This is a genomic window from Acinetobacter sp. YH12132 (assembly GCF_013418645.1).
Taxonomy (GTDB): domain Bacteria; phylum Pseudomonadota; class Gammaproteobacteria; order Pseudomonadales; family Moraxellaceae; genus Acinetobacter; species Acinetobacter indicus.
The window spans coordinates 55,294-81,334 of record NZ_VPBR01000009.1 but is presented as its reverse complement, the minus strand read 5'-3'; the positions used below and the strand labels follow the sequence as shown (position 1 = coordinate 81,334).

At 46.7% G+C, this 26,041-nt stretch carries 27 protein-coding genes; 5 read left to right on the top strand and 22 right to left on the bottom strand.

Annotated features, from left to right (window positions below; translation table 11 throughout):
* Positions 1–43: 43 nt before the first annotated feature.
* The 6 genes from bfr to FTU67_RS10250 form a co-directional block, all read right to left on the bottom strand.
* Entirely contained in the window at positions 44–508 is a 465-nt protein-coding gene (bfr, locus tag FTU67_RS10275) for a bacterioferritin (RefSeq protein WP_005175934.1), read from the bottom strand.
* A 346-nt stretch (positions 509–854) separates the two neighbouring features.
* Positions 855–2,894, bottom strand: a complete 2,040-nt coding sequence (gene ligA, locus FTU67_RS10270) for an NAD-dependent DNA ligase LigA (protein ID WP_104495122.1) — start codon at positions 2,892–2,894, stop codon at positions 855–857.
* Between the two features lie 93 nt (positions 2,895–2,987).
* Positions 2,988–4,076, bottom strand: a complete 1,089-nt coding sequence (locus FTU67_RS10265) for a cell division protein ZipA C-terminal FtsZ-binding domain-containing protein (protein WP_160241558.1) — start codon at positions 4,074–4,076, stop codon at positions 2,988–2,990.
* Position 4,077: 1 nt separating this feature from the next.
* A complete protein-coding gene (smc, locus tag FTU67_RS10260; RefSeq protein ID WP_180057518.1) occupies positions 4,078–7,530 on the bottom strand; it encodes a chromosome segregation protein SMC in 3,453 nt (1,150 codons plus the stop codon).
* Positions 7,531–7,540: 10 nt separating this feature from the next.
* Positions 7,541–8,236, bottom strand: a complete 696-nt coding sequence (locus FTU67_RS10255; protein WP_005175922.1) for a GntR family transcriptional regulator — start codon at positions 8,234–8,236, stop codon at positions 7,541–7,543.
* Between the two features lie 148 nt (positions 8,237–8,384).
* A complete protein-coding gene (locus FTU67_RS10250) occupies positions 8,385–9,194 on the bottom strand; it encodes a sulfite exporter TauE/SafE family protein (RefSeq protein ID WP_075167580.1) in 810 nt (269 codons plus the stop codon).
* Positions 9,195–9,223: 29 nt separating this feature from the next.
* Here FTU67_RS10250 and FTU67_RS10245 point away from each other — a divergent pair, with 29 nt between their 5' ends.
* Complete coding sequence (locus FTU67_RS10245; protein WP_180006850.1) at positions 9,224–9,982, top strand: biotin--[acetyl-CoA-carboxylase] ligase; 759 nt, start codon at positions 9,224–9,226, stop codon at positions 9,980–9,982.
* Positions 9,983–9,991: 9 nt separating this feature from the next.
* Positions 9,992–10,750, top strand: a complete 759-nt coding sequence (locus FTU67_RS10240) for a type III pantothenate kinase (protein ID WP_016659855.1) — start codon at positions 9,992–9,994, stop codon at positions 10,748–10,750.
* Here FTU67_RS10240 and FTU67_RS10235 read toward each other — a convergent pair.
* Entirely contained in the window at positions 10,737–11,303 is a 567-nt protein-coding gene (locus tag FTU67_RS10235; RefSeq protein WP_005175903.1) for an alpha/beta hydrolase, read from the bottom strand. The two genes, FTU67_RS10240 and FTU67_RS10235, sit on opposite strands and share 14 nt — an antisense overlap.
* A gap of 171 nt (positions 11,304–11,474) precedes the next feature.
* Positions 11,475–12,884, bottom strand: coding sequence for a signal recognition particle protein (gene ffh, locus FTU67_RS10230; protein ID WP_005175901.1), 1,410 nt, complete (start codon positions 12,882–12,884; stop codon positions 11,475–11,477).
* A 138-nt stretch (positions 12,885–13,022) separates the two neighbouring features.
* Here ffh and FTU67_RS10225 point away from each other — a divergent pair, with 138 nt between their 5' ends.
* The 3 genes from FTU67_RS10225 (at position 13,023) to FTU67_RS10215 (ending at position 15,923) form a co-directional block, all read left to right on the top strand.
* On the top strand, positions 13,023–13,832 hold the full coding sequence (locus tag FTU67_RS10225) for an inner membrane protein YpjD (RefSeq protein ID WP_016659852.1): 810 nt from the start codon (positions 13,023–13,025) through the stop codon (positions 13,830–13,832).
* 213 nt (positions 13,833–14,045) lie between these two features.
* Complete coding sequence (locus tag FTU67_RS10220; protein ID WP_180006851.1) at positions 14,046–14,837, top strand: hypothetical protein; 792 nt, start codon at positions 14,046–14,048, stop codon at positions 14,835–14,837.
* Between the two features lie 141 nt (positions 14,838–14,978).
* Positions 14,979–15,923, top strand: a complete 945-nt coding sequence (locus FTU67_RS10215; RefSeq protein ID WP_180036863.1) for a tRNA-dihydrouridine synthase — start codon at positions 14,979–14,981, stop codon at positions 15,921–15,923.
* An 82-nt stretch (positions 15,924–16,005) separates the two neighbouring features.
* On the opposite strand, the gene FTU67_RS10210 is transcribed toward FTU67_RS10215, so the two are convergent.
* The 14 genes from FTU67_RS10210 to FTU67_RS10150 all read right to left on the bottom strand — a co-directional run bounded on the left by FTU67_RS10210 (position 16,006) and on the right by FTU67_RS10150 (position 25,994).
* Entirely contained in the window at positions 16,006–16,410 is a 405-nt protein-coding gene (locus tag FTU67_RS10210; protein WP_168398930.1) for an NUDIX hydrolase, read from the bottom strand.
* A 78-nt stretch (positions 16,411–16,488) separates the two neighbouring features.
* Entirely contained in the window at positions 16,489–18,954 is a 2,466-nt protein-coding gene (locus tag FTU67_RS10205; RefSeq protein WP_180057510.1) for an AI-2E family transporter, read from the bottom strand.
* Positions 18,955–19,134: 180 nt separating this feature from the next.
* Positions 19,135–19,500 (bottom strand): 5-carboxymethyl-2-hydroxymuconate Delta-isomerase, encoded by a 366-nt coding sequence (locus tag FTU67_RS10200; protein WP_016659848.1) that lies wholly within the window; start codon positions 19,498–19,500, stop codon positions 19,135–19,137.
* A gap of 93 nt (positions 19,501–19,593) precedes the next feature.
* Positions 19,594–19,938 carry a zinc ribbon domain-containing protein YjdM gene (locus tag FTU67_RS10195; RefSeq protein WP_016659847.1) on the bottom strand — a complete coding sequence of 115 codons (345 nt, stop codon included), beginning with the start codon at positions 19,936–19,938 and terminating at the stop codon, positions 19,594–19,596.
* Between the two features lie 110 nt (positions 19,939–20,048).
* The gene (locus FTU67_RS10190) at positions 20,049–20,405 is read right to left on the bottom strand and encodes a DUF488 domain-containing protein (RefSeq protein ID WP_005175875.1); all 357 of its coding nucleotides are present in this window, start codon (positions 20,403–20,405) and stop codon (positions 20,049–20,051) included.
* A 4-nt stretch (positions 20,406–20,409) separates the two neighbouring features.
* The gene (locus tag FTU67_RS10185; RefSeq protein ID WP_045796392.1) at positions 20,410–20,856 is read right to left on the bottom strand and encodes an SRPBCC family protein; all 447 of its coding nucleotides are present in this window, start codon (positions 20,854–20,856) and stop codon (positions 20,410–20,412) included.
* A gap of 133 nt (positions 20,857–20,989) precedes the next feature.
* Positions 20,990–21,370: a ribonuclease E inhibitor RraB gene (locus FTU67_RS10180; protein WP_016659844.1), complete on the bottom strand. Its 381-nt coding sequence runs from the start codon at positions 21,368–21,370 to the stop codon at positions 20,990–20,992.
* Positions 21,371–21,534: 164 nt separating this feature from the next.
* On the bottom strand, positions 21,535–22,200 hold the full coding sequence (locus FTU67_RS10175; protein ID WP_168391100.1) for a pseudouridine synthase: 666 nt from the start codon (positions 22,198–22,200) through the stop codon (positions 21,535–21,537).
* Positions 22,201–22,733: 533 nt separating this feature from the next.
* Positions 22,734–23,039 (bottom strand): VOC family protein, encoded by a 306-nt coding sequence (locus FTU67_RS10170; protein WP_278251963.1) that lies wholly within the window; start codon positions 23,037–23,039, stop codon positions 22,734–22,736.
* Positions 23,026–23,106, bottom strand: coding sequence for a VOC family protein (locus FTU67_RS14260; protein WP_278252568.1), 81 nt, complete (start codon positions 23,104–23,106; stop codon positions 23,026–23,028). Before FTU67_RS14260 ends, FTU67_RS10170 begins: the two co-directional genes overlap by 14 nt.
* 600 nt (positions 23,107–23,706) lie before the next feature.
* On the bottom strand, positions 23,707–23,967 hold the full coding sequence (locus FTU67_RS10165; protein WP_160243497.1) for a hypothetical protein: 261 nt from the start codon (positions 23,965–23,967) through the stop codon (positions 23,707–23,709).
* 95 nt (positions 23,968–24,062) lie between these two features.
* On the bottom strand, positions 24,063–24,284 hold the full coding sequence (locus FTU67_RS10160) for a hypothetical protein (protein WP_005175863.1): 222 nt from the start codon (positions 24,282–24,284) through the stop codon (positions 24,063–24,065).
* A gap of 286 nt (positions 24,285–24,570) precedes the next feature.
* Complete coding sequence (locus FTU67_RS10155) at positions 24,571–24,714, bottom strand: zinc ribbon-containing protein (RefSeq protein ID WP_075167893.1); 144 nt, start codon at positions 24,712–24,714, stop codon at positions 24,571–24,573.
* 125 nt (positions 24,715–24,839) lie between these two features.
* On the bottom strand, positions 24,840–25,994 hold the full coding sequence (locus FTU67_RS10150; RefSeq protein WP_104490811.1) for a DUF3800 domain-containing protein: 1,155 nt from the start codon (positions 25,992–25,994) through the stop codon (positions 24,840–24,842).
* Between the last annotated feature and the right edge of the window lie 47 nt (positions 25,995–26,041).

Sequence of the window (26,041 nt, the reverse complement as noted above, 5' to 3'; positions counted from 1 at the left end):
CCATAAAAAACCCGGCCAGTGCCGGGTCAATGTTGGGTTGGGCTTACATTTGCGATTGAATGTAGTTCTGCAAACCAATGAGTTCAATTAAACGCAACTGTTTTTCCAGCCAGTAAGTATGGTCTTCTTCGGTATCTGACATTTGCTGACGCAGCATGTCACGGGTGATGTAATCGCCCTTGTCTTCTGCCAGCTTGACGCCTTGGGCCAGTTTTTCACGTACCTCATACTCTAGCTTTAAATCGGCTTTTAAGCAGGACAGCACGTCGGTACCGACGTCAATATCATCACGTTGCATATTCGGAGTGCCTTCAAGGAACAGAACCCGGCGAATCAAGGCATCGGCATGTTGTGATTCTTCCTGCATCTCATGGTCGATGCGTTCATAAATCTTGCTCAGGCCCCAATCTTCATACATACGCGAGTGAATCAGGTATTGATCACGAGCAGCCAGTTCGCCACCGATCAACATATTTAAATAGTCTACGACTTCTGGATTGCCACGCATTTTCATTACTCCCTTACGAATACGCTCATTATGGCGAAAGCCAAGCCAAGTTGCAAAAGATAATTTGTGTAAATATATGATTTTTATATAATTAAAATGAGAAGCATGTGCATTTACAGTTCTGGATTCAAACTTTTCCACATAAAAAAGAATTGCTTGCGCACATTTGTCTGATTTTTCATCAGCCCAAACATACAAAGCGGCAAATTTAGAATTTTGTAACTATCAAAAACGGTTCTTATTTCTGCGGTTTTTACGATTTTACTGCTGTGCTTTCTCTGTTTTGATCTATCACCAGATTCAGGCAGCAACCGCTCAATCTAGAGAGCGGTTGCCTGTTGTTCTGTTAGCCCTGGGTCTGGCCATATTCAGCCATCAGGCTCAGGAACTGATCTTCATTCATGACCGGAATACCAAGTTTCTCCGCCTTCTCCAGTTTGGAACCGGCTTTTTCACCCGCCACCAGACACTTGGTTTTACTGGAGACACTGCCACTTACCCGGGCGCCGAGCGCCTGTAGCATTTGAGTGGCTTCATCACGGCCCATTTTGCTTAAAGTACCGGTAATGACCCAGCTTTCACCATTTAACGGCTGACGGGTCGGCGCCAGCGGTGCATCCCAGTGAATACCGGCCGCCAGTAAACGGTCCAGCACTTCCAGGTTATGCGGTGCCTGGAAAAAGTCCAGAATCCATTCTGCGGTAATATCGCCGACATCCGGGGTTTTCTTGAGCGCCTCCAGATTGGCAACACGTAAGGCATCCAGCGTCTGGAAGGTATTGGCCAGCATCCGCGCGGTGGTTTCGCCGACACCTCGAATCCCCAAGGCATAAATAAAGGCACCCAGCGTGGTTTTTTTACTGCGTTCAATTGCATCGAGCAGGTTTTGTACCGACTTCTCGCCCATTTTTTCAATCTTGAGCAAGGCCTCACGATGTTCATGCAGATGGTAAATGTCCGAAACATCTTTGAGCAGATTCAGATGCAGTAATGATTCCACCCAACGATCACCCAGACCTTCAATATCCATGGCCTTACGCGAAACAAAGTGACGGATGGCCTCAATCCGCTGCGCTGCACAGTACAGGCCACCGGAACAGCGTGCCAACGCTTCGCCTTCCGGCATCACCACCGGCGAATCACACACCGGACAGCAGGCAGGTAGCTGTACGGTTTCAGCCTCCGCCGGACGAAATTCCGGCCAGACTTTTTCAACTTTCGGAATCACATCGCCGCTGCGATAGACACTGACCGTATCGCCAATCCGCACATCTAGACGATGGATTTCACCAATATTGTGCAAGGTGACATTAGACACTGTCACCCCACCCACTGCCACCGGATTCAGGCGCGCCACCGGGGTCAAAGTACCGGTACGGCCTACCTGCCAGTGAATATTTTCAACTGTAGTCAGCGCGGCGACTGCCGGGAATTTATAAGCAGTGGCCCAGCGCGGTTCGCGGCTTAAAAAGCCAAGCTGCTGCTGCTGTTTCAGGTCATTGACTTTAATTACCATGCCGTCAATTTCAACACTCAGCTGCGAGCGTTCCTGATTGATCTGCTCATAGACTTCTTGCACGGCCTGAATGCTGTCACAAACAAAATGACGCTCACCCACAGCAAAACCAAGCTGATGTAACCAGTCCAGGCTTTCGGACATGGTGTTCAGGCCATGATGCGGCACGCACTGGGCAATGCCATAGGCATAAAACGCCAGTGGACGTGAGGCCGCAATTTTCGGATCCAGCTGGCGCAAGCTGCCGGCCGCAGCATTACGCGGATTGGCAAAGGTCTTTTCGCCTTTGGCCAGATTAGCGGCATTGAGTTTTTCAAAACCCGATTTGGGCATCAGCACTTCACCGCGCACTTCCAGAAACTCCGGAATGCTGTACTCCGCTGAAGATAAGATTTTCGGCAGGTTGCGAATGGTTTTAACATTGTGAGTAATATCTTCACCGGTTTCGCCATCGCCGCGGGTCACGCCGCGCACCAGCACGCCATTGGCATACCACAAGGAAATCGCCAGCCCATCAAATTTCAGCTCGACATCATATTGAATGGTCTGGTTGGGTAAACGCTCTTCGGCGCGGCGGGCAAAGGCAAACAGTTCATCCTGGTTAAATACGTTACCTAATGACAGCATTGGTACCGCATGGGTGACGCTTTCAAATTTGCTTAAAGGTTGTCCACCGACTTTATTGGTTGGGGTATCGGCCTGAATCAGATCGGGATATTGTTGTTCTAAGGCTTTAAGTTGATGAAACAGCTGATCATACTCACTGTCTGCAATAACGGGCTGATCCAAGACATAATAGGCATGATTATGCTGGGCTAAAATCTGGATCAATTGGCGCATTTGCGCCACCACATCTGCATGTTGAGTCATATGTTCACCATAAAAAAGGGCGGTGATCCCGCCCTTAAAAAATTTTGTCGCTTGGCCGTATTATAGAAACCGGAGGCTGTGGTTTCAATTCAGTTATGCCAGCGAAGCCTGACCTGCGCGATAATCAATCGCCTGATGACGCCAGTGTTCGCGTAATTGCGGGGTTAGTTCCAGATGGTTCTGGTCATATACAGTGCCATCAATTTCACGGGCAATCAGACCGGAAATGCTGATCATGGTATCAAAGGCATTTTGCACATCGCTATGTGGCAGGGCCAGGAAAAAGGCCAGACCTTTAACCTGTTCATTCGACAGGGTTTCCAGATCAAAACCGTCGGCACCATTGTCAGTAATTTGCAGCACCGAGAACAGCAGTTTGGAACCATCTTCGTTATAACGGTGGAAGCAGGACATTTCACCAAAGCGCAGACCGTATTTAAGCAGCACTTTAAGGGTTTTCTCCCCCGATAAAATCCGGCGTTCCGGGAAAATATTCAGGGCAATAAATGATTCTGCAGTGGCCAGGGCGCTTTCATCATCTACCAGTTGCTGTTCATGCAGATGCGCATCCAGAATACTGCTTTCTTCTTCAAATTCACGAATATCGGCTTTTTCAATCTGGCTGTTGAGGCTAAATTCAGCCGGCACAGTTTCCGCTTTTTCGGTATCTACCACAGCTTGAGTCTGTTCAGTCGATGCTGATTCAGGCACAGATGCAGCAGCATGAGCTACAGCAGTCACGGCAGCGGTAGTAGATGCATCAGTCTGGGTGGTTTCGGTAGAAGCCTGTTCTGCCAGATTTTCTGCCTTTGCTTCTACCTCATTTTTGGCTGCAGGTTCAGCATCTACAGATGCTACGGCCTGCGCTTCAGTTTTCGCCTGCGCTGTTTCGTTCGGCTCAGTCAGCTGCGTTTCAGTCATGGCCTGTGGCTCAATTTTGCTGTTTGGCTCGACGGCAGCAAGATCGGCATCGCCTAACGTCGGTTCTACGCGCTGGGCCGGTTCAGTCTGCAACTGATGACGGACATGACGCGGAATGATCGGCTGCTGGCTATCGGCATTGACCTGCAGCTCGGAGTCCAGCGAAGGTGCTGCATCGGCCGGTTTTTTCAGGATCATTCTTAAACCGAAACCCATAATAATGAGCGCGATAATAATCCCAATGATTGTGGTGATTTCCATGTTATGCCTCCGCGACTAGACCGTATTCTGTAGCATCTTCTAGATTTACGCTGACTAATTTTGATGTTCCCGGTTCAGGCATAGTAACACCTAATAAATCGGTTGCCATCGTCATTGCCAGCTTGTTATGTGTGATATATATAAATTGCACCTGTTCGGACAGTTCCTGGACCAGGTTACAGAAACGTCCGACATTGGCATCATCCAGCGGTGCATCGACTTCATCCAGCACACAAAACGGTGCCGGATTTAAACGGAAAATGGCAAAGACCAGTGCCAGTGCGGTCAGTGCTTTTTCTCCACCCGACAACAGCGCCAGTGAGCTGTTGCGTTTACCCGGTGGTCTTGCCATTAGTTTTACACCCGATTGCCAGTCATCTTCAAGACTTAAACTGGCTTCACCACCATTAAACACTTTGGGAAACAGCGCCTGCAGTTCGGTATTAATCTGGTCAAAGGTGGTCATAAACAGCTTGCGCGTTTCCTGATCAATACTTTTCATGGCCGCCTGTAACTGGGCCACGGTTTTTTCCAGATCTTCAATCTGATGGCTCAGTTCGGCATAACGGGCTGAAACTTCTTCATATTCTTCTGAAGCCGCCAGATTCACCGCACCCAATTTATCAAACTGCGCCTGGGCTTTTTCCAGCTGCTGCTGATGGGCCGTTACATCAATGTTCAGCCCCGGAATCAGCTCGCTGTTTAAGGCTTTCAGCTGTTCGGAATAATGCTGCAAGTCAGATTTGGCCGCTTGCCAAGCCAGACGTTTTTCTTCCAGCTGGCTACGCAGTTTTTCATCCTGCTGCTGCTGTTGATGGCGCTGCTCGGTCAGCTGCTGCTGTTTGCTCTGAATCTGGTTCAGTTCCAGCTGCCATTCATTCCAGGTCTGTTGCAGTTTTTCCGTCTGCTGCTGCTGCTCGGCAAACTGGCTGGCTAGTGCCGGCAATTCCAGCTGCACCGGATCGACAAACTTTTTCGCCTGCTCCATTTGTGCTGCAATCTGCTGATGCTGGGTCTTTAAAAAACCACCATCTTTTTCCAGCAGTTCCAGCTGCTGTGTGGCCTGCACCGACTGGCGTCTTAACAGTTCCAGTTCCTGCTGCTGTTGCTGATATAGCTGCTGCGCCTGCTCCAGTTGTGCCGTTAATTCTTCCAGCTGGAATTGCAGGGTTTTATAGTTTGGCAGCGCCTGTTCCAACTTGAGACTCAGCGCATGCAGATCAATCTCCAGATCATCTTTTTGCATGGCATCTTCTTCCAGCTGCTCCTCCAGTTGCTGCAGCTGATGCTGTAATTGCTGCTTCTGCACGGCAAAGGCCTGCGCGGCGCTCTGGATTTTGGCAATCTGCAGATCCAGTGCCTGCAATGCCTGCTGCTGCTGTTTCAGCTGCGCCTGTTGTTCATGAAGCTGTTGCTGCAGCTGCTGGCACTGCTGTTGGCTGATGTTAAAGTCCTGTTCGGCCTGTTGCAACTCGGCCTGTTTCTGACTCAGTAGCCCATCAATTTCTTCCAGACGGATGCGATGGCTTAAAGCCCCCTGCGCCGATAGTGAGGCTTCATCAAACAGTAAACCAATGACCCAGTCCGGCCCGACCTGATAGCCATCTAGGGTTAGAATGCTCTGCCCAGCCTGTAACTTTGGCTGTAATTGCAGCGCCTGCGCTAAATCATCAGCCAGTGCCACCTGTTGCCATAAAGAAGAAGATGGCGATTCAATCCAGTCCGCCAGACAGCTTAAATTTGCCAGCTGAATCGGTGCGTGCTGGGCAGCAGGTTTTAACTGGCGTGCCAGACTGTCCTGAAAGTTGTCATCTGCATCAAGCATTTGCGCATTCAGCCATTTGGCCAGAAACTTCTCAATTAATGCCGCATGTGGTTTGGCAGCATCGTTCAGGGTTAGCACCTGCATTAAGGCGGTGTGCTGTAACTGCTGTTTGGGGCTGTTTTTAATCAGTAGCTGATTCAGGTTTTTCTGCTCGGCCTGGAGCACCTGAATTTCCGATTTCAGTTCAGTACTGCTATTTTTATGCTGATTCAGCAGGCTGTGTGCCTGTTGCAGCTGCTGCTGTTGCGCCTGAATCTGCTGCTCCAGTTCGGCCAGCTGCTGGCTTAACTGAGCTTTGTCCTGGTTCAGCTGTTCGATTTCATCTTGCTGGGCCTGACTTTGCAGCGAGCTGCTCTGCTGCTGCAAGGTGTCTTTTTGCTGTTCAATCCGGCTGATATTTTTTAGCAACTGTTCGCTCTGGGCCAGCATTTGCAGTTTTTGCTGCTGCTGTTTTTCCACCTGCGCCTTAATCTGCTCAAACTGCTGCTGCACCTGTTGCTGCTGGGCTTTGAGCTGCTGCACAGCCTGTGCCTGCTCTTGCGTGCTTTGCTCGGCCTGTTGCAGTTGCTCGGTATACTGTTCCTGCTGGCTGAGTACTGTTTCTAGCTGCAGATCAATCAGCTGCAGACGTTCTTTGGTCTGGGCTTTCTGTTCCTGTAATTGCGCCAGCGTACTGCTGTTTTGCTGGACCAGCGACTGTTTCTGCTCCAGAGTCATTTTCAGCTCAGCCAGTTTCTTTTCGGCCTGCTGCCATTCATTCTGTAATGGTGTCGACTGCTGAATCAGACGCTGGAACAGCTCACTGGTATTGCCCAAATCATGTTCCAGCGTGCTTAGCTCGGAACGGGTCAACTTGAACTGTTCGCCCAGTTCGGTCATCTGCACAGTGTATTCCTGCTGCAAACGACTGCTCTGCTCGCATTGGAACGATAAAATTTCAATTTTAATGCTGCGAATCTGGCTTTCTAAAGTCTTGTACTGCAGCGCAGTTTCCGACTGGCGTTTTAGGGTTTTGAGCTGGCCTTTCAGTTCGCTGGCAATATCTTCCAGCCGCGATAAATTCTGGCTGGTATGGTCCAGATGCAGCATAGTTTCACGGCGACGGGCCTGATAACGCGATACCCCGGCCGCTTCTTCAATAAATACCCGCATCTCTTCCGGTTTGGCATCGACCAGACGGTTAATCATGCCCTGTTCGATAATGGCATAGGAGCGCGGCCCCAGACCGGTGCCAAGGAAAATATCGGTAATATCACGGCGCCGGCATTTGGTGCCATTTAAAAAATATTCTGACTTGCCATCGCGGTTGACCTGACGACGCACCGCCAGTTCGGTATAGGCGTTATAAGCGCCACCCAGCTTGCCATAGGTATTGTCAAAGCGCAGTTCGACACTGGCCATGCCCACCGGTTTACGCTTGGCGGTCCCGGTAAAAATCACATCCTGCATGCTGCCGCCACGCAGCTGACGCGCGCTGGATTCACCCATGACCCAGCGAATGGCATCAATCACATTAGACTTGCCACAGCCATTGGGGCCGACCACGGCCGTCCGGTTGGCTTTAAAATGTAAGGTGGTACTATCGGCAAAAGATTTAAAGCCGGAAAGTTTTAAGCTGCTTAAACGCATAATGTCCCGATCAACGGCGTGAGCGGCGTGCCCAGGCCAGTTCAATTTGTTTCATACGGGTCAGAGATTCCAACACCAGATTGCGCAAGTGTCGACAAAAATCATCCATAAATAAAGAGGCTTGTTGTGATTTTCGGATTAAAATTGCATCAATTACCAGTTTAAATAGATCAAACGATTCCTGTAACTCCCGACGTGACGTATTCAGGGTTAAAAAATAGCTGCGCCGTAACGACGGCAGCAACTCTTGATAGAATTTCATCAGGTACAGATTGGCCACCATATCCTGCTGCTGGGCCAGGGTTTGGAAAATTAGGTCATAAAATTTTTCGGTATGACCCTGCCGGTATTCGGCCTCAATCTGCTCCATCAGCTTTTGCAGCTGTTCAATTTCATGATGACGCCAGGTTTCCGCAATGCGCTGTACAATCTGCCCCAGCAGCAGACTGCAGGTATCAAACAGGGCGCGCACCTGCTGGGCCGACATTTCCGATACAATCGCGCCGCGCCGCGGAAAAATTTCAATCAGATGGGTACGTTCCAACAGCAGCAGTGCCTCACGCACCGAACCGCGACTGACATCCAGCTCTTTGGCAATACGCAGTTCCTGAATGCGCTCGCCCTCTACCAGCTCGCCACTAATAATCTGCTCGCCGATATGTTTTGCAATCTGTTCAGATAGACTGTCTGTTTCTTGTTGTTGCATACTGTTCCTGTGTTATTTTTATACCATGCGCGCAGTTGCAGCGGGTCTTTCTTATTGTCTTTTTTACTGGCTTAGCGACCAAATTTCCATGACATTGTCCGACAATTTTCTGTCGCTATAGCCAATTTTCAACCACACCATCAAGCGCTTAAAAATAAGCGCTAAAGCCCTGGTAAATAAAATACAGACCGACGGTGGTCAACAAACCTGAAAAACATTTTTTTAGCATGGCCGGTGACAAAATATGTGCAACTTTTGCGCCAAGCTTGGCGGTAATAAAGCTCATCACGCTAATGCCAATAAAGGCATATAAATGTACATAGCCCCAGGTATTCGGCACGCTCACCTCAGACTGCTGGCCAAACCAGACAAAACCCAGAGCGCCGGCAATAGCAATCGGCAAGCCACAGGCTGCAGAAGTGGCAACTGCTTTTTGCATCACCACACCACAACGGTTCAGGAACGGTACGGTTAAGCTGCCGCCGCCAATCCCGAAAATGGCCGAGGCAATCCCAATTCCGCCACCGGCCAGCATTTGCGCACCGGTTGAAGGCAACTGACGTGAAGGATCAACCGGGGTATTTGAACCGCGGAACATGCGATAGGCCACCCACACCGCAAAGAACCCGATTACCAGCTGCAAGCCCTGCCCCGACATTAAATCGGCAATCCCGGCGCCAAAAAATGCACCCAGAATTAGGCCGGGTGCCAAATTGCGAAACACATTCCACATCACCGCACCTTTTTTATGGTGCGCCGTGACCGAACTGATGGAAGTTACGATAATGGTCGCCAGTGAAGTCCCGACCGCCATATGCATAATCACGCTAGGATCATAATTCAGCTGGGTAAATACAATGTACAAAATTGGCACAATAATTAAGCCACCGCCCACCCCGAACAGACCTGCAGCAAATCCGGCAATTGCGCCAATCAGTAAATATATGATTAACTCCATAAATTATATTCCACTATTCTCAGATTCATATGGATGTAGAGACTCGACAGTTACAACAACAGCTCAGCGAAGCCGGACAGCTTCCTGAAGTCCTTATTTTAAAACCTGTGACTACATCAACCAATGATGATGTACGCGAGATTGCTCAAAAAGGAATACAGAGCGTTCTGGTCTGTAGCGCCCGACAAACACAAGGCAGAGGACAACGCCAACGGCAATGGGTGTCCCCAGAAGGAAACGTCTATTTAAGCACATTGCTAAATTTACGAACACCCGTAGATGGCCGTTTAGCCCTGGAAATTGCCTTAAATATTTTGCAGATGCCAAGCCTGCGCCAGCTGAACCTGCAGGTGAAGTGGCCGAATGATTTATATAGCCCGCAAGGCAAATGGGGCGGTATTCTGATTGAGCCCCTGTCGACCCAGCAGGTCATTGTCGGGGTGGGGATTAATCTGGCGCCAATTCCGGCCGAGCAGATTGATCAGCACGCCACTTCCCTGGCCGAATTGGGCCTAAATGATATTTCCCGGATTCAGCTGATTGCCGAGCTGTATCTGGCCATTCAGCAGGCACAAGAATGGTTTAACCATAACAGCTATCAACTGGCTTCACGTTTTAATCATCATGCCGCTTTTCAGCAACAGCTGGTAGAATTTGAACATCATGGCGGAGTGGCCCAGGGGCTGTTTTTAGGCATTCAGGATGATGGTGCGATTCAGATTGAAACCGCCTCTGGCGTTGAAGTGTTTTATCAGGGCCGTTTACGCCCGCAGATGCCGGGACAGTGAGCGCAGCACATGAAAAATTTATGGTTAGATATTGGCAATACCCGGCTCAAATACTGGATTACCGAACATCAGCAGATTGTAGAACATGCCGCTGAACTGCATCTGCAATCTCCGGCCGATTTACTGCTGGGCCTGATCCAGCATTTTAAAAGCCTGAACCTGACCCATGTCGGGGTATCTTCGGTACAGGACCAGAAAAACAATGAACGGATTCAGCAGATTTTAAAATTCCTGAATATTCCCGTGATTTTTGCGCGGGTACAGGCCGAATATGCCGGTCTGAGCTGCGGCTATGATATTCAGCAGCTGGGGATTGACCGCTGGCTGCAGGTACTGGCCGTAGCTGAAGCCGATAAAGATTTATGCGTGATTAGCTGCGGCACCGCGCTGACCATTGACCTGACCCAAGGCCATCAGCATCTGGGGGGTTATATTCTGCCCAACCTATATTTGCAGCGTGATTCGTTAATTCAGCACACCAAAGGCATTCGGATTCCAGAAGCAGCCTTTGATGACCTAAGCCCCGGCACCAATACCCTGGATGCCGTGCATCATGGCATTTTACTGGGGCTGCTCAGCAGTATTGAATATGTCATGCAGCAATCCCCGCGGCAACTGGTGCTGACTGGGGGGGATGCGCCGCTGTTTGCCAAATTCCTGCAGCATTACCAGCCCTTAGTCGAACAGGACTTATTGCTGAAAGGTTTGCAGCGCTATATCCAGCATTACTCCACAGCAAACGAGTCTACACCGCTTATTCCACAATAATATGAGGCAGTATCGCCTGCCAGACTTCCACCAGTTCGGTACAGCCTTGAGAGTCAATAAAATGGCCTTGATGCTGTGCCTCAATGGCTTTGGCATCCAGACTGCGCGCCTGCTCCAGACTAAATTTTGGCAGCACCCGGTCATCGCCAGCTGAGTAAATCACCACCCGATGCGCAATCTGGCGTTTTAGCAAGTCAAAATCAATTTTACAGGCATCAATAAAAGGATTGACCTCGTCCAGCCGGCCCAAACGGCCATTAAAGCCGGCCACCAGCACCACCTGTTTAATTTTCTGGGTTTTCAGTTTCTTGGTCAGAAAGTGCAAAGTGGCAATACAGCCCAGACTATGGGCAATGAAAATGGTATTTTCGTCAATCTCATCGATCTGCTCATCCATTTGCCGCTTCCACACTTCCAGAGTTGGCGTTGGCGATGGATCGAGTCTTAACACTTTCAGACTGGCTTTTTGCTGGTCGGCATATTCCTGAATCCAGGGAAACCAGTTTTCATCCGGACTGGCGGTATAACCATGTACCACATAAATTTGTGCCATTGTTGTGCTCGCTGTTCGTTCCTGATGCACATCAGTGTGCCCGAAACAGCGCGGCTTTCGGGTAAGCGTCTGTTGGGTTTTCTTAAAGATCACCGCAGCACGTTCGCTTGAATCGCTTAAAAATGGAGAGCAACAAAAAGGCGCACCCGGCGCCTTGTTGTTTTGAATCCCTTATTTTTTCGGTTCTTTACCACCGAACAGCGGGCCCATACCGCCGCCACCACCAAACTGCTTTTGCAGATTGCCCAATGATTTCATCATTTTTGCCATACCTGATGGATTGGCAAATTTCTTCATCATTTTGGCCATTTGCGCATGCTGTTTAATCAGTTTATTGACTTCAGACACATCCATACCACAACCGGCCGCAATACGTTTTTTACGGCTTGGGTTCATCAGGTCCGGATTACGGCGTTCTTTGACGGTCATCGACTGGATGATGGCCTCCATCTTTTTCACCTGCTTCTCTGGGTTTGCCTGTGCAATCGCATCCTGAATACCAGAGTTGCTCATGCCCGGCAGCTTGTCCAGGAAGCCCATCATACCGCCCATTTTGTTCATCTGTTCAAACTGCATCAGCATGTCTTCAAAGTTGAAGCTGCCGCCTTTTTGCAGTTTTTTCGCCATTTTTTCGGCTTTTTCTTTGTCGATTTTGCGTTCAACTTCTTCGACCAGAGAAAGCACGTCACCCATGCCCAGAATACGCTGTGCCACACGTTCCGGATGGAATGGCTCCAGGGCATCGAGTTTTTCACCCATCCCCAGGAATTTGATTGGCTTGCCGGTAATGGCACGCACCGACAGCGCCGCACCACCACGGGCATCACCATCGGTTTTGGTGAGGATGACGCCGGTTAATGGCAAGGCATCATTAAAGGCTTTGGCAGTATTGGCCGCATCCTGACCGGTCATGGCATCAACCACGAACAGGGTTTCAGTCGGGTTAATTGCCGCATGCAGCGCTTTAATTTCGTCCATCATGTCGTCATCGACATGCAGACGACCGGCGGTATCGACAATTAACACATCGGCAAACTGGATTTTTGCCTGCTCAATGGCACGATTGGCAATATCAATCGGGCGTTCATTGGCATTCGATTCCAGGAAAATCGCACCGACATCGCCTGCTACTGTTTGTAGCTGTTTGATCGCTGCTGGACGATAAACGTCGGCAGACACCATCGCCACTTTTTTCTTTTGACGTTCCTGTAAGAAACGTGCCAGCTTGGCTGCCGTGGTGGTTTTACCCGCACCCTGCAAACCGGCCAGAAGCACCACCACTGGTGGTTTTGCTGCAAGGTCAAGGCTCTCGTTGGCCTCGCCCATCATTTTGGTTAATTCGTCATAAACGATTTTAACGAATGCCTGACCCGGTGATAACTGTGTCATCACTTCCTGACCTAATGCCTCTTCCTTAACTTTCGCGATGAATTCACGAGTTACAGGTAACGCCACATCGGCTTCAAGAAGTGCCATACGTACTTCACGTAACGTATCTTTAATATTGTCTTCGGTTAGCTGCCCTGAGCCAGTAACATTTCTTAAACTCTGCGTGAGTCGTTCTGTTAAGGTATCAAACATTGCAAAATCCGCTTAAAATAGCCATCAGCAAAAAAATGTTTCTTAAAATAGAAAATTTATGCATAAGATGCTATAGGATACTGTAGTTCGCATCGAATTTATATAAATGAATATTCATCATCCTGAAAAAGGTTTGACATGAGCAGTCTCCCCTTGGTTTACACGATTCTGGCATTAATCGCTTATACCACTTCGTTCTGGTATTTATTTATGCATTTAATGTCCAAGCGTGCTCCAAACCATTGGTTTATTGGTATTGTGCTGGGCTTGGGTTTATGTTTGCACGCCGCTGTGCTGTATAACGACATGCTGCTGCCGATGGGCATTAACTATAACGTGTTTAACCTGATGTCCTTTACCTCAGGCTTAATGCTGTTATTAAGTGTGCTGTTTAGTACTTACCGGCCGGTGATTGCGCTAAACCTGATTGGGATTCCAGTGGCCGCAACCGGCCTGATTCTGGGGCATTCCTTTAGCGGTTTAAACCTGTTTGTCGAAAACAATTCTTTAGGTCTGGATATTCATATCCTACTGTCGTTATCGGCCTATGCGGTCTTGCTGATGGCCACCATTCATGCGGTCTTGCTCTGGTTTCAGAACCGGGAGCTGAAAAACAAACAGAAACGCCGGATTTGGGTGAATTTGCTGCCACCGTTTCAAGCCATGGAAGAGCTGCTGTTTGATATGCTGATTGCCGGCTTTATCCTGCTGACGCTGGCATTGGGTTTTGGTTTCCTAACCATTGATAACTTCTTTGCCCAGCACTTAGCGCATAAGACTGCCTTTAGTATTATTTCCTGGTTTATCTATGGCGCGCTGCTGTTGGGCCGTTATAAATTTGGCTGGCGTGGCCAGAAAGCCATTCGCTTTACCATTATTGGCTTCTTCTTGCTGGCGCTTGGCTTTATTGGTTCCAAGTTTGTGTTACAGATGATTTTGGGCAAGTAAGATTCTTTTGTTCAGTTTGCCACATTAAAAGCGTGGAACATGATAAATTATTAAAAAAGCCCAAGTAGCCGTACCTGAGCTTTTCACCATACAATAAGACTATGATTTATATGGAATAAAAAATAGTATTTCGTATAATCCGTATTATGTTAATTTTAGAGAAACTAAACTGATTCAGATTTAAAAAATAAACTCTATTAAAGAGAAAAAATAATGCAGCACAAAGTAATGGTCTCTATATGTTTGGTTTTTCTTATAGGATGTACACCTAAAGAAAAATCATATATTCCTCAGGAAGGAGATCTAGTGACATGGAAACAAAATCCACAACTCATTGTTAAAGCAAAACTTGGTCCGCGACGTGAACATATTCCAGATCGATTTGATTATGAATTCTATCGACCTGCACGTGAACATTACCTGGGACAATTTCCAATCGACTATGTTCCAGAAAAATTTGCACCGATTACACAAGAACAAGCTGACAGCTTGCCGATGCCTGATTCGAATCGACAATTACAGTTTGATTTAAAATTAAGCAATTTAGATTTTCAAGCAACAGATGGCTATTTACCTGATCATGATGACCAAGTGAGAGTCAGGATCGAAGGTCTTACCATAGATATGCGAGCTGAGAAATTAGACACATATAAGACATTTTTACAAAGGAAAGAATTTTTTAAGAAAAATTCAAAATTTGAAAAATATGGTCTGACTTGTTACCCAAAAAAAGTGGCTGATAATTTCTATGGTTGTTATGGGAAATCCAAAGAACAGGATGTAGCTGGTGTTTTATTGGATGTAGTTGCTTTAGAAAATACGGTAGATAATCGATTTGTTCAAATTAGAGGAGATAGTTATGAACCCAATAAATATGGAGGGATATGGGTAAAATGGGAAACAAATTTAAATAATTGGGACAAATGGCAAGAGATTGATAGCGCAATTTGGCGCTTATTAGGTACATGGAACTCTGCTCCATCACCTCAAAAACTAACTAAATAGTTCCCCATTTAACATAATGGCGATTATGCGAAATATAAAGGCTAAGCCTTAGCTCACTCCACAATACTTCAAAGACCTTTTCCTAGACATCTCGGTAAAAAAAACGTATAACACCGTTTTTCAAATTAACAGGTGAACGCGTTGAAACTTGTGCTTGCACCCATGGAAGGCTTAACCGATCCGATCATGCGTGATGTCCTCACGTCTGTCGGCAGCTTCGACTGGTGTGTGACTGAGTTTATTCGGGTCACCGACTCAATCCTGCCCGATCATATCTATCACAGCTATTGCCCGGAATTATTGCACGGCGGTAAAACTGTGGCTGGCACTCCGGTACATGTGCAGTTTCTGGGCAACAATCCGGACATGCTGGCCGCCAATGCGGTCAAAGTTGCAGCCATGGGCGCACCAGCCATTGACCTGAACTTTGGCTGTCCGGCCAAAACCGTAAACCGTCATCGTGGCGGTTCGGTTCTGCTAGATGAACCGGAAGTGGTACATGAGCTGGTCAAAGCTGTGCGCGATGCCGTGCCGGCACATATTCCGGTTTCTGCCAAAATGCGCTTAGGCTATATGGATCGCAACTTCATGCTGGACAATGCCCATGCCATTGAAGATGCAGGCGCCTCCTGGGTCACGGTCCATGCGCGCACCAAAGCCGATGGTTATACCCCACCAGCCTTTTGGGATCAGCTGGCCCCGATTCGTGAAGCCTTGAAGATTAATGTGATTGCCAATGGGGAAATCTGGACCAATGCCGATGCCAAACAATGCCAGTTAGAATCGGGCTGTGAAGATTTAATGATTGGTCGTGGTGCCGTCACCACCCCTGACCTCACTCAATGTATCCGCCAGAACTCTGATGCACCCTTACTGAGCTGGCAAGATCTGCTTGATTTGCAAATCCGCTTTATTCACGGTCCGGCCAAAACCGAAATTGGTATGCTGGGGCGTTATAAACAATGGCTGGGCATGATGTCGAAACATTATCCAGAAGCCAAAGCGCTATGGGATGAGGTTAAACGCATCAAAAAGCTGGATGAAATTATTGCCACCCTGCAAGCCTCGCAACACACAGCACTCTAAACCAAACATTGTCGCGGCTGTTTACAGGGCTTGTCTAACAACTGTTTGATCACTTTTGTGTAATCATCTTGCAAGCCGCAGTTTAAAAACTCCGGCTGATGACATTGCCCTGAAAATTCAGACAATCCTCCACCCGAATCCGCTGTACCGGCGCCAGCTGTGCCAGATCAAACCAGCGATATTCATCATGTTCATCGCTTAGCTGAATCTGTGCATCCTCAGGCAAATGACAGCGAAAAATAAAAGCATGAGATTGCACCGCTGCATGAAAATACACACCCGACAAATACCCCACCTGCACCTGACAGCCAATTTCTTCCTGACATTCCCGAATTAAGGCCTCGTGGATGGTTTCCCCCATATCCAGCGCGCCGCCCGGTAAGCCCCAGTCCTGATCGGCATAGGTAGCTTTAAGTAACAGCACCTGCTGCTGGGCATTACAAATTACCGCATGCGAACTTAAGCGATAAAAATCATGAAAGGCCAACGAACTGCTCTCCCCTAGTTTTAAACGATAACCTAACGGCCAGATGCAAACGGCCGTATGTGGACAAGGATGCAATCATTAGGAATCTGTCACCACGGCCTGACTTAAATCGGCCTGGCCCAAACGCTGGATTTCCTCCAGCTTCTGTTTGCGTAATCGCTCACTGCTTAAGGTCTCCTGTAAATCCAGCGCCAGTGCTTTCAGCAAATCCAGATCTTCTTCAGACATCTGCCGCACCTGCTTGTCCAGAATACATAAGCTGCCTATGGCCAAGCCCTGTTTACTTTGAATTGGCACCCCGGCATAAAAACGGATTTTCTGTCTGGCCAGATGAGGATACTGCCGGAAGCGTGGATCACGCTGAATATCTTCAATAACCAGCGCTTCATTCTGATAAACCAGATGGGTACAAATCGACTCCTCACGGCGCTGCGCTGCGTGGATCGGCGACTCCACCGCTTCTGCCAGCGGACTGGCCGGAGTATGCACCTGCCCGGCATCGACCAGCGAAATCTGAGCATATTTCACATCAAAGGCCTGCCGTGCTTCTTCAATATACTGGCTGTAAATTGGCAGTAGTTCCGGCTGCAATAAATCCAGTTCATGCAAGGCCTGCAAGCGTTCAGGCTCATTCTCATGCAGCAGTGCCGCCGCCGGATTTTCCCCTTGTGCCATCAGCAGCATATCCATACTCAGCATCAGTTCATTCACACTATTTACCACCGCTTCCGGCTGAAACAGACGCTCAATCTCATCACGCAAATGCGTCGAGTGATTGCCCAGCAAGGCAAACACCAGTTTGATCTGCGGTTTTAGCGTGCGTATCCGGTGGTTCAACAGGCGGATTTGCGCCATCGGTTGCTGGTGGAAAATAGCGATACAGATGATGTCGGTCGATTCCGGCACGGCACTCAACACATCCGAGCGCGATTGAATCAAGGCATCGGCATGGCTACAGGCGGCAATCTTTTTCAGGTTCAGACCATGGGCCAGCATGGCAGAGGCCAGCACATCCACCTCCCAACGTGCCCCCAGACACATGACTTTGGGGTTGTTCAGTTCGGTCTGTAGCGGATATTGCTGCTGAAATTCATGATTAAACCGTTTTAAACCCTGATGCATGCGCAAACTGTGTTCGGCGCTGGCCTCGGTATTATGGACCTGCGAAAACAGGCAAATCGCAGGAATCGCCACTTCATCATAGAAATTATTGATTTTCCGGACCAGCGCTTCTTCATTCGTTTTTTTCGGCAGCTCCTGCTGGATATATGCATTAGCCACATCCAGCGCATCATGTACTTCATCGGCCACCAAACGCTGATAAAAACGTTCGGGCGGTGACAGCACCGGGGCACTGCCAATTAACACTTTGACAAAGCCCAACGCCGGAATATAGTGCGACAGCACCAGCAAACAGGCCGTTAACGGTGTTGATAAAATCAGACCAATTGGTCCCCAGATTAAGGTCCAGAAGGTGGCAGCCAGAATAATCGACAAGGTAGTCAGGCCGGTACTTTCGCCATATAACCACGGCTCAATGATGTTATTACTGATCAGCTCCAGCAGCAGAATCAGGCCCAGCGTCCAGAGGAACATATTCCAGCCTGGATCCACCGCAAAAGCCAGCGTTAACGGGAACGCCGCAGAAATGATCGGGCCGACATAAGGCACAAAGCGCAGCACCACCGCCAGCATGCCCCACATGATGGCCGCAGGCACGCCAATAAACCACAGTCCGGCTGCCATCGGAATGCCATAGGTGACATTGACCAGCAATTGCATGCGCAAATAGGTACCAATGCGCTGGCCGGCTTCATCTAGCACATCGGTACCAATATTCAAATTACCGCCAAGCAGACGCAACAAGCGGTCATGCAGATCTTTACGGCTAATTAAAATCAGCACCACAAATAAAAATACGATACCAATGGTGGCAATCGGGCTTAAAATCTTGCTGCCCCACTCCATGGCGGCATCGGAAGGACTTTGCTCCAGTCCGACCACCTTGACATTCTGCACACCCTTTTCCTGCTCGACCTGATTGATGCCTTCAAACGAGCTTTCCACCGTATCGAAAGTGGTTTTGGCCCCATCCCAGGCACTAGGGCCAGAGGTTAGCGATTTCACCGTATTCAGTTTTTGCTGAATGGTGTCCTGATATTGCGGTAATTCTTGACTTAAATCTTTGAGCTGAAAACCCAGATAACTGCCCAGTCCAGCCAGCACACTAATGGTGAAAATCATAACAATGGCAATCGACGGCAGCTGTGGCAGTCCCCATTTTTTTAACCGTGACACCAGCGGTTCCAGCAAAAATGCCAGCAAAATAGCCAGTGCCAGCGGAATCAGCACATCCTGACCAAAATACAGCGCCGCAATAATCACCGCGCTAATCACAAAACCGGCCATCACCCGGACAATATTCTGGGTTTCAATATCCCGCTTGACCCAACTGGCGGCAGATTTTTCCGGCTTCCAGTGATGGGGACGCGGCGGCTTCGCTTCGGGCTGGAGCAGACCCGGTTTATTGTTCTGTTTTCGCATGGCTGGGCACATCCTGTTGCTCTTTATTTATTATTTACGAGCTTCGGCTCTTTATTTCAAATAGATTCCTGTAAAAAAACGCCTAATTTCAGCAAGAAACAGCACAGAAGATGAAGATGGGAAAGTATTGAAAGCAGCAAAATGCCACATACACAACTGTGCCATTGCAAGGGAAAAATATTAAGGATGAATGATGGCTTTGCTGTAAATATCCGGGTCCATTTCCAGAATTTCGACACACAGTTGCAACGTCAATTCATTCTGTGGCGGTAGATAATCCTGCAACACCTCCAGCACGGTCCGGGAAATTTCCTGCTTTAGGGCGGTACTACGGCCTTTTAAAATCGAGATTTTGGCATGCACATAGGCCTGTGCGCTTTCATCCAGTCCAATCACATAGTCCTGCTGGCAGATGGCGCGGCTTTTAATATCAGAGGCATTACCAAACAGGCCATTCTCGACCAGCGTCCGGTTGATGCGACTGAGCAAGGGCTTCATTTCAAGCGCCTGCAGCTGATCTGAATATTCAAGATGGATATGTGGCATCAGCCTTCTCCCGACATGGTGCAGATGTGATCTTAAAAATTCAGGGTTTTACCCTGCTTCAAAGCAAGATAAAACCCAAGAGAAACAGTGCGATTATGCTTTTTTCACATATTCCGATTTCAGTTTAATTGCGCCAATACCATCCACTTTACAGTCAATATCATGACCATCTGATGCTTCTGGCAATAGGCGGATATTTTTCACTTTGGTACCCACTTTCACCACAGAAGATGAACCTTTAATTTTCAGGTCTTTAATCACCGTCACGGTATCGCCATCGGCCAGTACATTACCATTGGCATCTTTAATGATGGCGCCGGCCTCGGCTTCTGCCTGCTCCCCTTCTTTCCATTCATGTGCGCATTCAGGACAAATCAGCAAGTCACCATCTTGATAGGTATATTCGGACTGGCATTTTGGGCAATTCGGTAAAGACATAAAAACCTCGAAACGAGCAAAATAAAAAATATAAAGGTCTACTATAACATTTATATTTTTCATCACGTTAAAATCCCTAACCGGTTTAGGGATTAATAACAATATTTGTGTTATTTGCCCGGGTGTTCCAGCAGCTGTTTAAACACCTGCAGATGATTATGCTGTTCGTTTTCTGCTGCGGTTAACAGGGTAATTGGTCCCTTCTGCGCCAGTTGCCGGATTTCCTCCACCGCGTCCAAATGCTGCTGCAACTCTTGCCGATAACGCTGCTGAAACTCGGGCCAGTGCCGCTCAGTATCTTCATGGAACCATTTACGCAGTTCGGTCGAGGGGGTTAAATCCTTCGGCCACAGGTCAATCTGGGCATCGGCTTTTTTGATCCCGCGCGGCCAGATCCGGTCCAGCAGAATCCGGGTACCGTCCTGCTTGCTTACAGCCTGATAAATACGTTTGGTAGCAATGGGCATGGTTTTACTCATCCGGAATGTCAGGGGTCACCAGCAGGCTGAGTAAATCCAGACATTCCTGCCAGCCCAAATAACAGCCATCGACGGGAATGGCATCGGGCAGATTGTCCTGCTGAATCCAGACTTCGGTTCCGACCGATACCGCCTTAAACTCAATCGTGACCTGAATCAGTCCGGGTAAATCTGGGCTATCAAACTCATCCTGATAACGCAGTCGCTGCTCGGGAATCACTTCCAGATACTGCCCGTGAAAACCGTGGCATTTGCCCGTGCTCAAATTACAAAAGGCAATTTTATATTGACCGTTGACCACGGGTTCAAACTGTTCAATCTGCACGGTAAAGCCATGTGGTGCCATCCATTTGACCAGGGCATGCGGATCGACAAAGGCCCGATATACCCGCGATAACGGCGCCTGAAATATACGGTGTAACTGTACGCTGTGTTGCATGACATCACCTGTTTACAGCGAATAATTTTCAGTCTACGCCTTCTGCCTTGGGCCTGTGTATGACTTTGGTTGAAGCGAGCGTAAAGCAAAAAAGCATGCGCTCCGGCATGCTTTTTTGTACTAGAAAATGGGGTTAAACTGGATAGTTTTCTTCTTCGTCTTCATCATCATAGACATAGGCCATGCAGCCCCAGCCATCATATTCACCCTGGAACTGGTTGGCGATTTTGGTGAACCATTCTTCTAAATCAACAATATCGGCATAGGCCGGTTCCATATAAACATAAATGGTAATAATCCATTCGGTCACACCAGAATCATCATCCTGAAATAAAGAGATTTTTTGTTCTTCATTTAACAGAAATAAGGCACAACGTTCAGCCTGTTCCTGGTCGGTAAAGGCAATTGAATATTCAATTTCATGTGCCTCGTCCAGATCATCACCATCTTCATGCATTTGCCAAAGTACGTTGCCGTTGTCGTCATCTGGAAATTGTTCATAATCGCGTGACATCGTTTTGTCCTTGTTCTGTGTTGTTGTTCTAATGGTCAGCTTACCCTAATTTTGTTGCAGTTCCGAGATAGAGCGCTTAATTTTTTTCTGTTCTATCATCCTGATCTCTATCCGGATCGGCAATCCCCTGTTTTGGGGAGAGCACTCCAAATCGGATCAACTGCTTAAAACGGTACCTGTCCACGAATTTCAACCGCGGTACCGCTTAAAGGCTGAGTAAAAGCCAGATAACTGGCATGCAAGGCCATGCGTTTTAGGGGACTGCGTGCAGGTTCTGGATGATACAGCTTATCGCCGGTAATTGGATGGCCGATATACTGCATATGCACGCGCAGCTGGTGTGAACGTCCGGTAATTGGGGTCAGCAATACCCGGCTGATGTCCATCTCGGCATTATAGTCCAGTCCCTGATATAAAGTTTGTGCCGGCTTGCCCAGTTCAAAATGCACCATCTGACGCGGCCGGTTTTCCCAGTCGGTAATTAATGGCACCTCAACTTTGCCATCTCCGTCGAGTTTGCCCTGTACCAGGGCAATATAGTGCTTGGTCACGGTGCGCGCCTGAAACATTTTACTCACCGCTACTTCTGCATCACGATGTTTGGCAAACATCAGAATACCCGAGGTGGCCATATCTAAACGATGGGTAATTTTGGCCTGTGGATAGCGCGCCAATACGCGTAAATAGGCACTGTCCTGATGCTCCGGCAACCGCCCCGGCACCGACAGCAAACCTGCTGGCTTTTCAATCACCACCAGATCATCATCTTCATAGAGCAGGACTAGTGGCTCTTGCGGCGGGCAATATACAAAGTTGTCGTTTAAAGGCATGGCGGTACGGCTTGGGAGTCAAAAGGGGGCAAAATATCAAGCGGCCAATCTGCTGTCAATCTATTGAGAAGATAGATATTTAATCTGGAAGCTACTGGAGAGAAATAGTTTTTATTCTCTGGTTTTTCGAGTTTGATTTTTATAGTTTGTTGTTCTGGTCATGCACGGAATTTTTAGGGTGTCAGGGAAAACTTGCTGTTTACTTCAACTATCATCACGTTGTACGTCATGATCTTATAGCCTATAAACTTCTGATCTATAGCGTCCTAAGCCGAATCGAGACCTTTTGGGTGAGTACTGCACTCGCGTTTTGCGCCGCTGACAGCATGCTACTCTTTTCGATCCCGTCACACCCTTGAGAGATATAGTAGTCAAAGCCTGCCGAAATTGTTTTCCGAAGATCAGTCAATTTAAAATATTTTCAGGAAATTTTCCCAAATAAAGCACACTCACAAGAAATTTTTATACACTAGGTTAAATTCTTCATTTTATTTTGCAGAAAATGGCGATTTTAAGAGAATTTATCTAAGTGATTATGATGACTCAGGCAGCGGCTGCATCAGTTGAATTAAATTACCGCAGCCATCTTCCAGCACGGCAATTTTCACATTGCCAGCCAGCATCGGTGCTTGAGTAAAAACCACACCTAGCGCGAGTAAACGCTGATATTCTGCCTCAAGATCGTTGACCTGAAATGAGGTATAAGCAATACCATCTGCCTTAATCGCGGCTTTAAAGGCTTTCGCTGCGGGATGTACATCTGGTTCTAGCGACAGTTCTACACCATCTGGCTGCTCGGGAGAAACCAGCGTCAGCCAGCGATACTCACACCGGCACATCCTGTTTTAGCCGAAAACCAAGTATCTGAGTATAAAACTGCAAGGCTTTTTCCTGATCATCGAGCATAAGACTGGTGACATAAATTTTCATTGTTCTGCTCGGTAGTTTTTATTTTTTATAGCATAGCTGCTTTCAGTACCCTGTAGGATTCTGGCAAATAAGTTTGCGATAACTGAAAGGAAAATGAAGGTGATTTAAACGAATATAGTGAAATAGGAATAACAAAAAGATAAAGAAGAATAGAGATGTTGAAATTTTTATTTTTAAGGGAGCGGGAAATACTTCAACCATTAAAACTTGGTAAGTTCTAACTTTTTGCCTATAAACTTCTGATCTATAGCGTCCTAAGCCGAATCGAGACCTTGTGGGTAAGTACTACACGCACGTGATACGTTACTGGTAGCAATCTACTCTTTTCGATCCCCTTTCACCCTTGAGCAATAGAATAGTCAAAAGCGGATGGGATTGTTTTCCTAAGCTTCGGCGTTTTTTCATCTTTTTGATAATTTTTCTCACATCAAACGGTTTAGATAGAATTTTTTATTTTCAAGCTGCCATAATCATGATTCTTTTTCATGATTCCGTATTTTTCTGGAATATTCAGGCATAGATTATTCTGCCCGGTTCAGGACATTGCAGATCTTTAATCGTGAGGTATCGAGCTGTTTAAAATAACTGTCCTTGAATGAGCTGGGCGCTAAACCACCAGCCACTTAAGGCCGACATGCTACAGAGCAAATTGGCCAAGACTTTATTCAGTTTAGATAAGGTCGATTGATAAATTTTGATATTCAGCATGTAAGCCAGCACGGCATAAACCACCCCAATGGCACCACCAAACAGCACCAGCAGTAACGGCCAACCCGCCAGCAGATGCGCCTTGACCGGCAGTTGAGTATAAGAATCGGCAGCTTGAGAGTTTGACATAACTTTGCTCCTGATGATTTTTCTTTAAAACCAGCATCCACCCGAAAGTGGATGTGGCGCTCCTAGGAAGCATCATGAAGCAAAAAACAGGCCAGTTATTTTAAATACAGCCAGCGGGTATAACGGTTGATATAGGCATTCAGCCCATCGCCATATTGGGCCAGCTGTTTCATATTCTCGACATGCTGCACACCGGCGCTGGCATAGCTATAAGTATAGACCCTGCTATTTTTACGGAACTGAACCCGAATAAACTCTTGACCAATTTCATAATTGGCCACACCAGAGTCATGGTTAAGATCAAGATAATGTTGCAAAGACTGCACCTGAAATATGCTATATGTCTTATTCAACATGGGGATTAATGGCTAATTTTTAAACAGATTCAAGTAATAAACACCTTAATTTTTATTATTCATTTTCAATAAGATAGAGCCTTAAATCCAACCAATTTGTATCTCGATTTTGTGCTTTCTTTTTGTAGGGCTTCAACTGTTCTAACACCCTGAAAATTCAGCATATTTTTATTGATCCCATTAAAAAGCCCTATCGTGTGATAGGGCTTTCATTCAAAACAGAGGGTAACTGTTTGAGTGCTGTTGCTTAGGCATTCTTATTGTTAAATTGATTGCCTTGGCATTTGGTACACGGGGGTAAACGGTCTGTACCAATTTCTAAGTAAACGCGATGTCCGCATTGGACACAAAAATAGAAGCCTGTTCCTGGCTTGTCGCCTGCAGTTACCATCTTTGTTCTCCGTATGATTTAGAAATGGTCTATTCAGTATAACCAATCTGTGATGATTGTCTATTGTCCATTTCGACGAGTGATGATGGCGTTTGGGCGAAGAGTACTAATTTATAACCAATACTTTAATTTAAATCATTAATAGGTAATGATTTATAATATTCTTCAACATGTTTTTTCCTCATCAACTCTTCTTTTTGTTTCATTTGCTTTGCCATCAACTCTTGCTCGTATGTAATATTAGGCAACTCTTGCATCCAAGTAGCAAAACGCTCTGTAGTAGCCTCAATAGATACTTCATCACAATAAACTTTATTTGCCTGAGATTTTACAAAATCAATTAGCAAAGAGTTAGATAAGTTACCTTCCAAATATCTTTTAAATAGCCATAAATAAATATCAACTATTTCTAAACCAACCGATTTTTTTGAGCTTTGAAATTTTGGGATAATCGTAGGTATATCTCTAAAATCCATACCACCTAAACCGAAATCATGTTTATAGTAAAAACCTTCAGCATTTCTATAAATCTGCAATAAATAATCTTGTGTGGTATTAAACTGATCTTGTTGATCTACGATTATTCCCAATACTTTTTTATTTTTCTTCTTTGCCCTCTTAGTTATTCCCCAATAAACGGATTGAAATCCAATAAGATTAGGAGAAATAAATTTTTTATCCCTTTTTGATTTAGCATTAAAAATTAACTGTCTCACATTATTTTTAGCCCAAACCAAAACATCTAAAAATAACTCTCGTGATCTAGAGTCATCTAACCGTCCCAAACGAGTTATTAACTGCTCACAAATATATATAACTTTTGTATCAGCCTCCTTATCCCTTGAACACAACCTAGCTTCCCACGCTAATTTTTTTAGTTCCCTACTAAAAAGGAAATTCAATTTTGCCAATAGTACATATCTTAATGGCGTCCAATATCCAGACCATGTCATCGCTGGATTTATTCCTTGATCAAATACTTGATCAAAAAAACATATAACAGGATAGTCGTCTTTTTTTACTCGATAAAAGTCAAAAGTTAAAGAAAATTTCTTTGATAATTTTTTAAAATCTGCAACTAAATCAATTAACTTGTATTCTCCCAATTCTGCTGCATGCAAGCGATCAACATCAAAAATTTTTCTTATTTTTGAAATCTCTTCTTTAGCTAAAATATCCAAATTAACTGTAGAACCAATAACACCATAATACAAATATGGCTGGGTTATATCGAATAAGTTATTACCCGTATGACCACTTTCATCAACATAAAAGAACATTAAATATCCAAAACAAAAACACCCTACTTCACAGTAGGGTGTTTTTT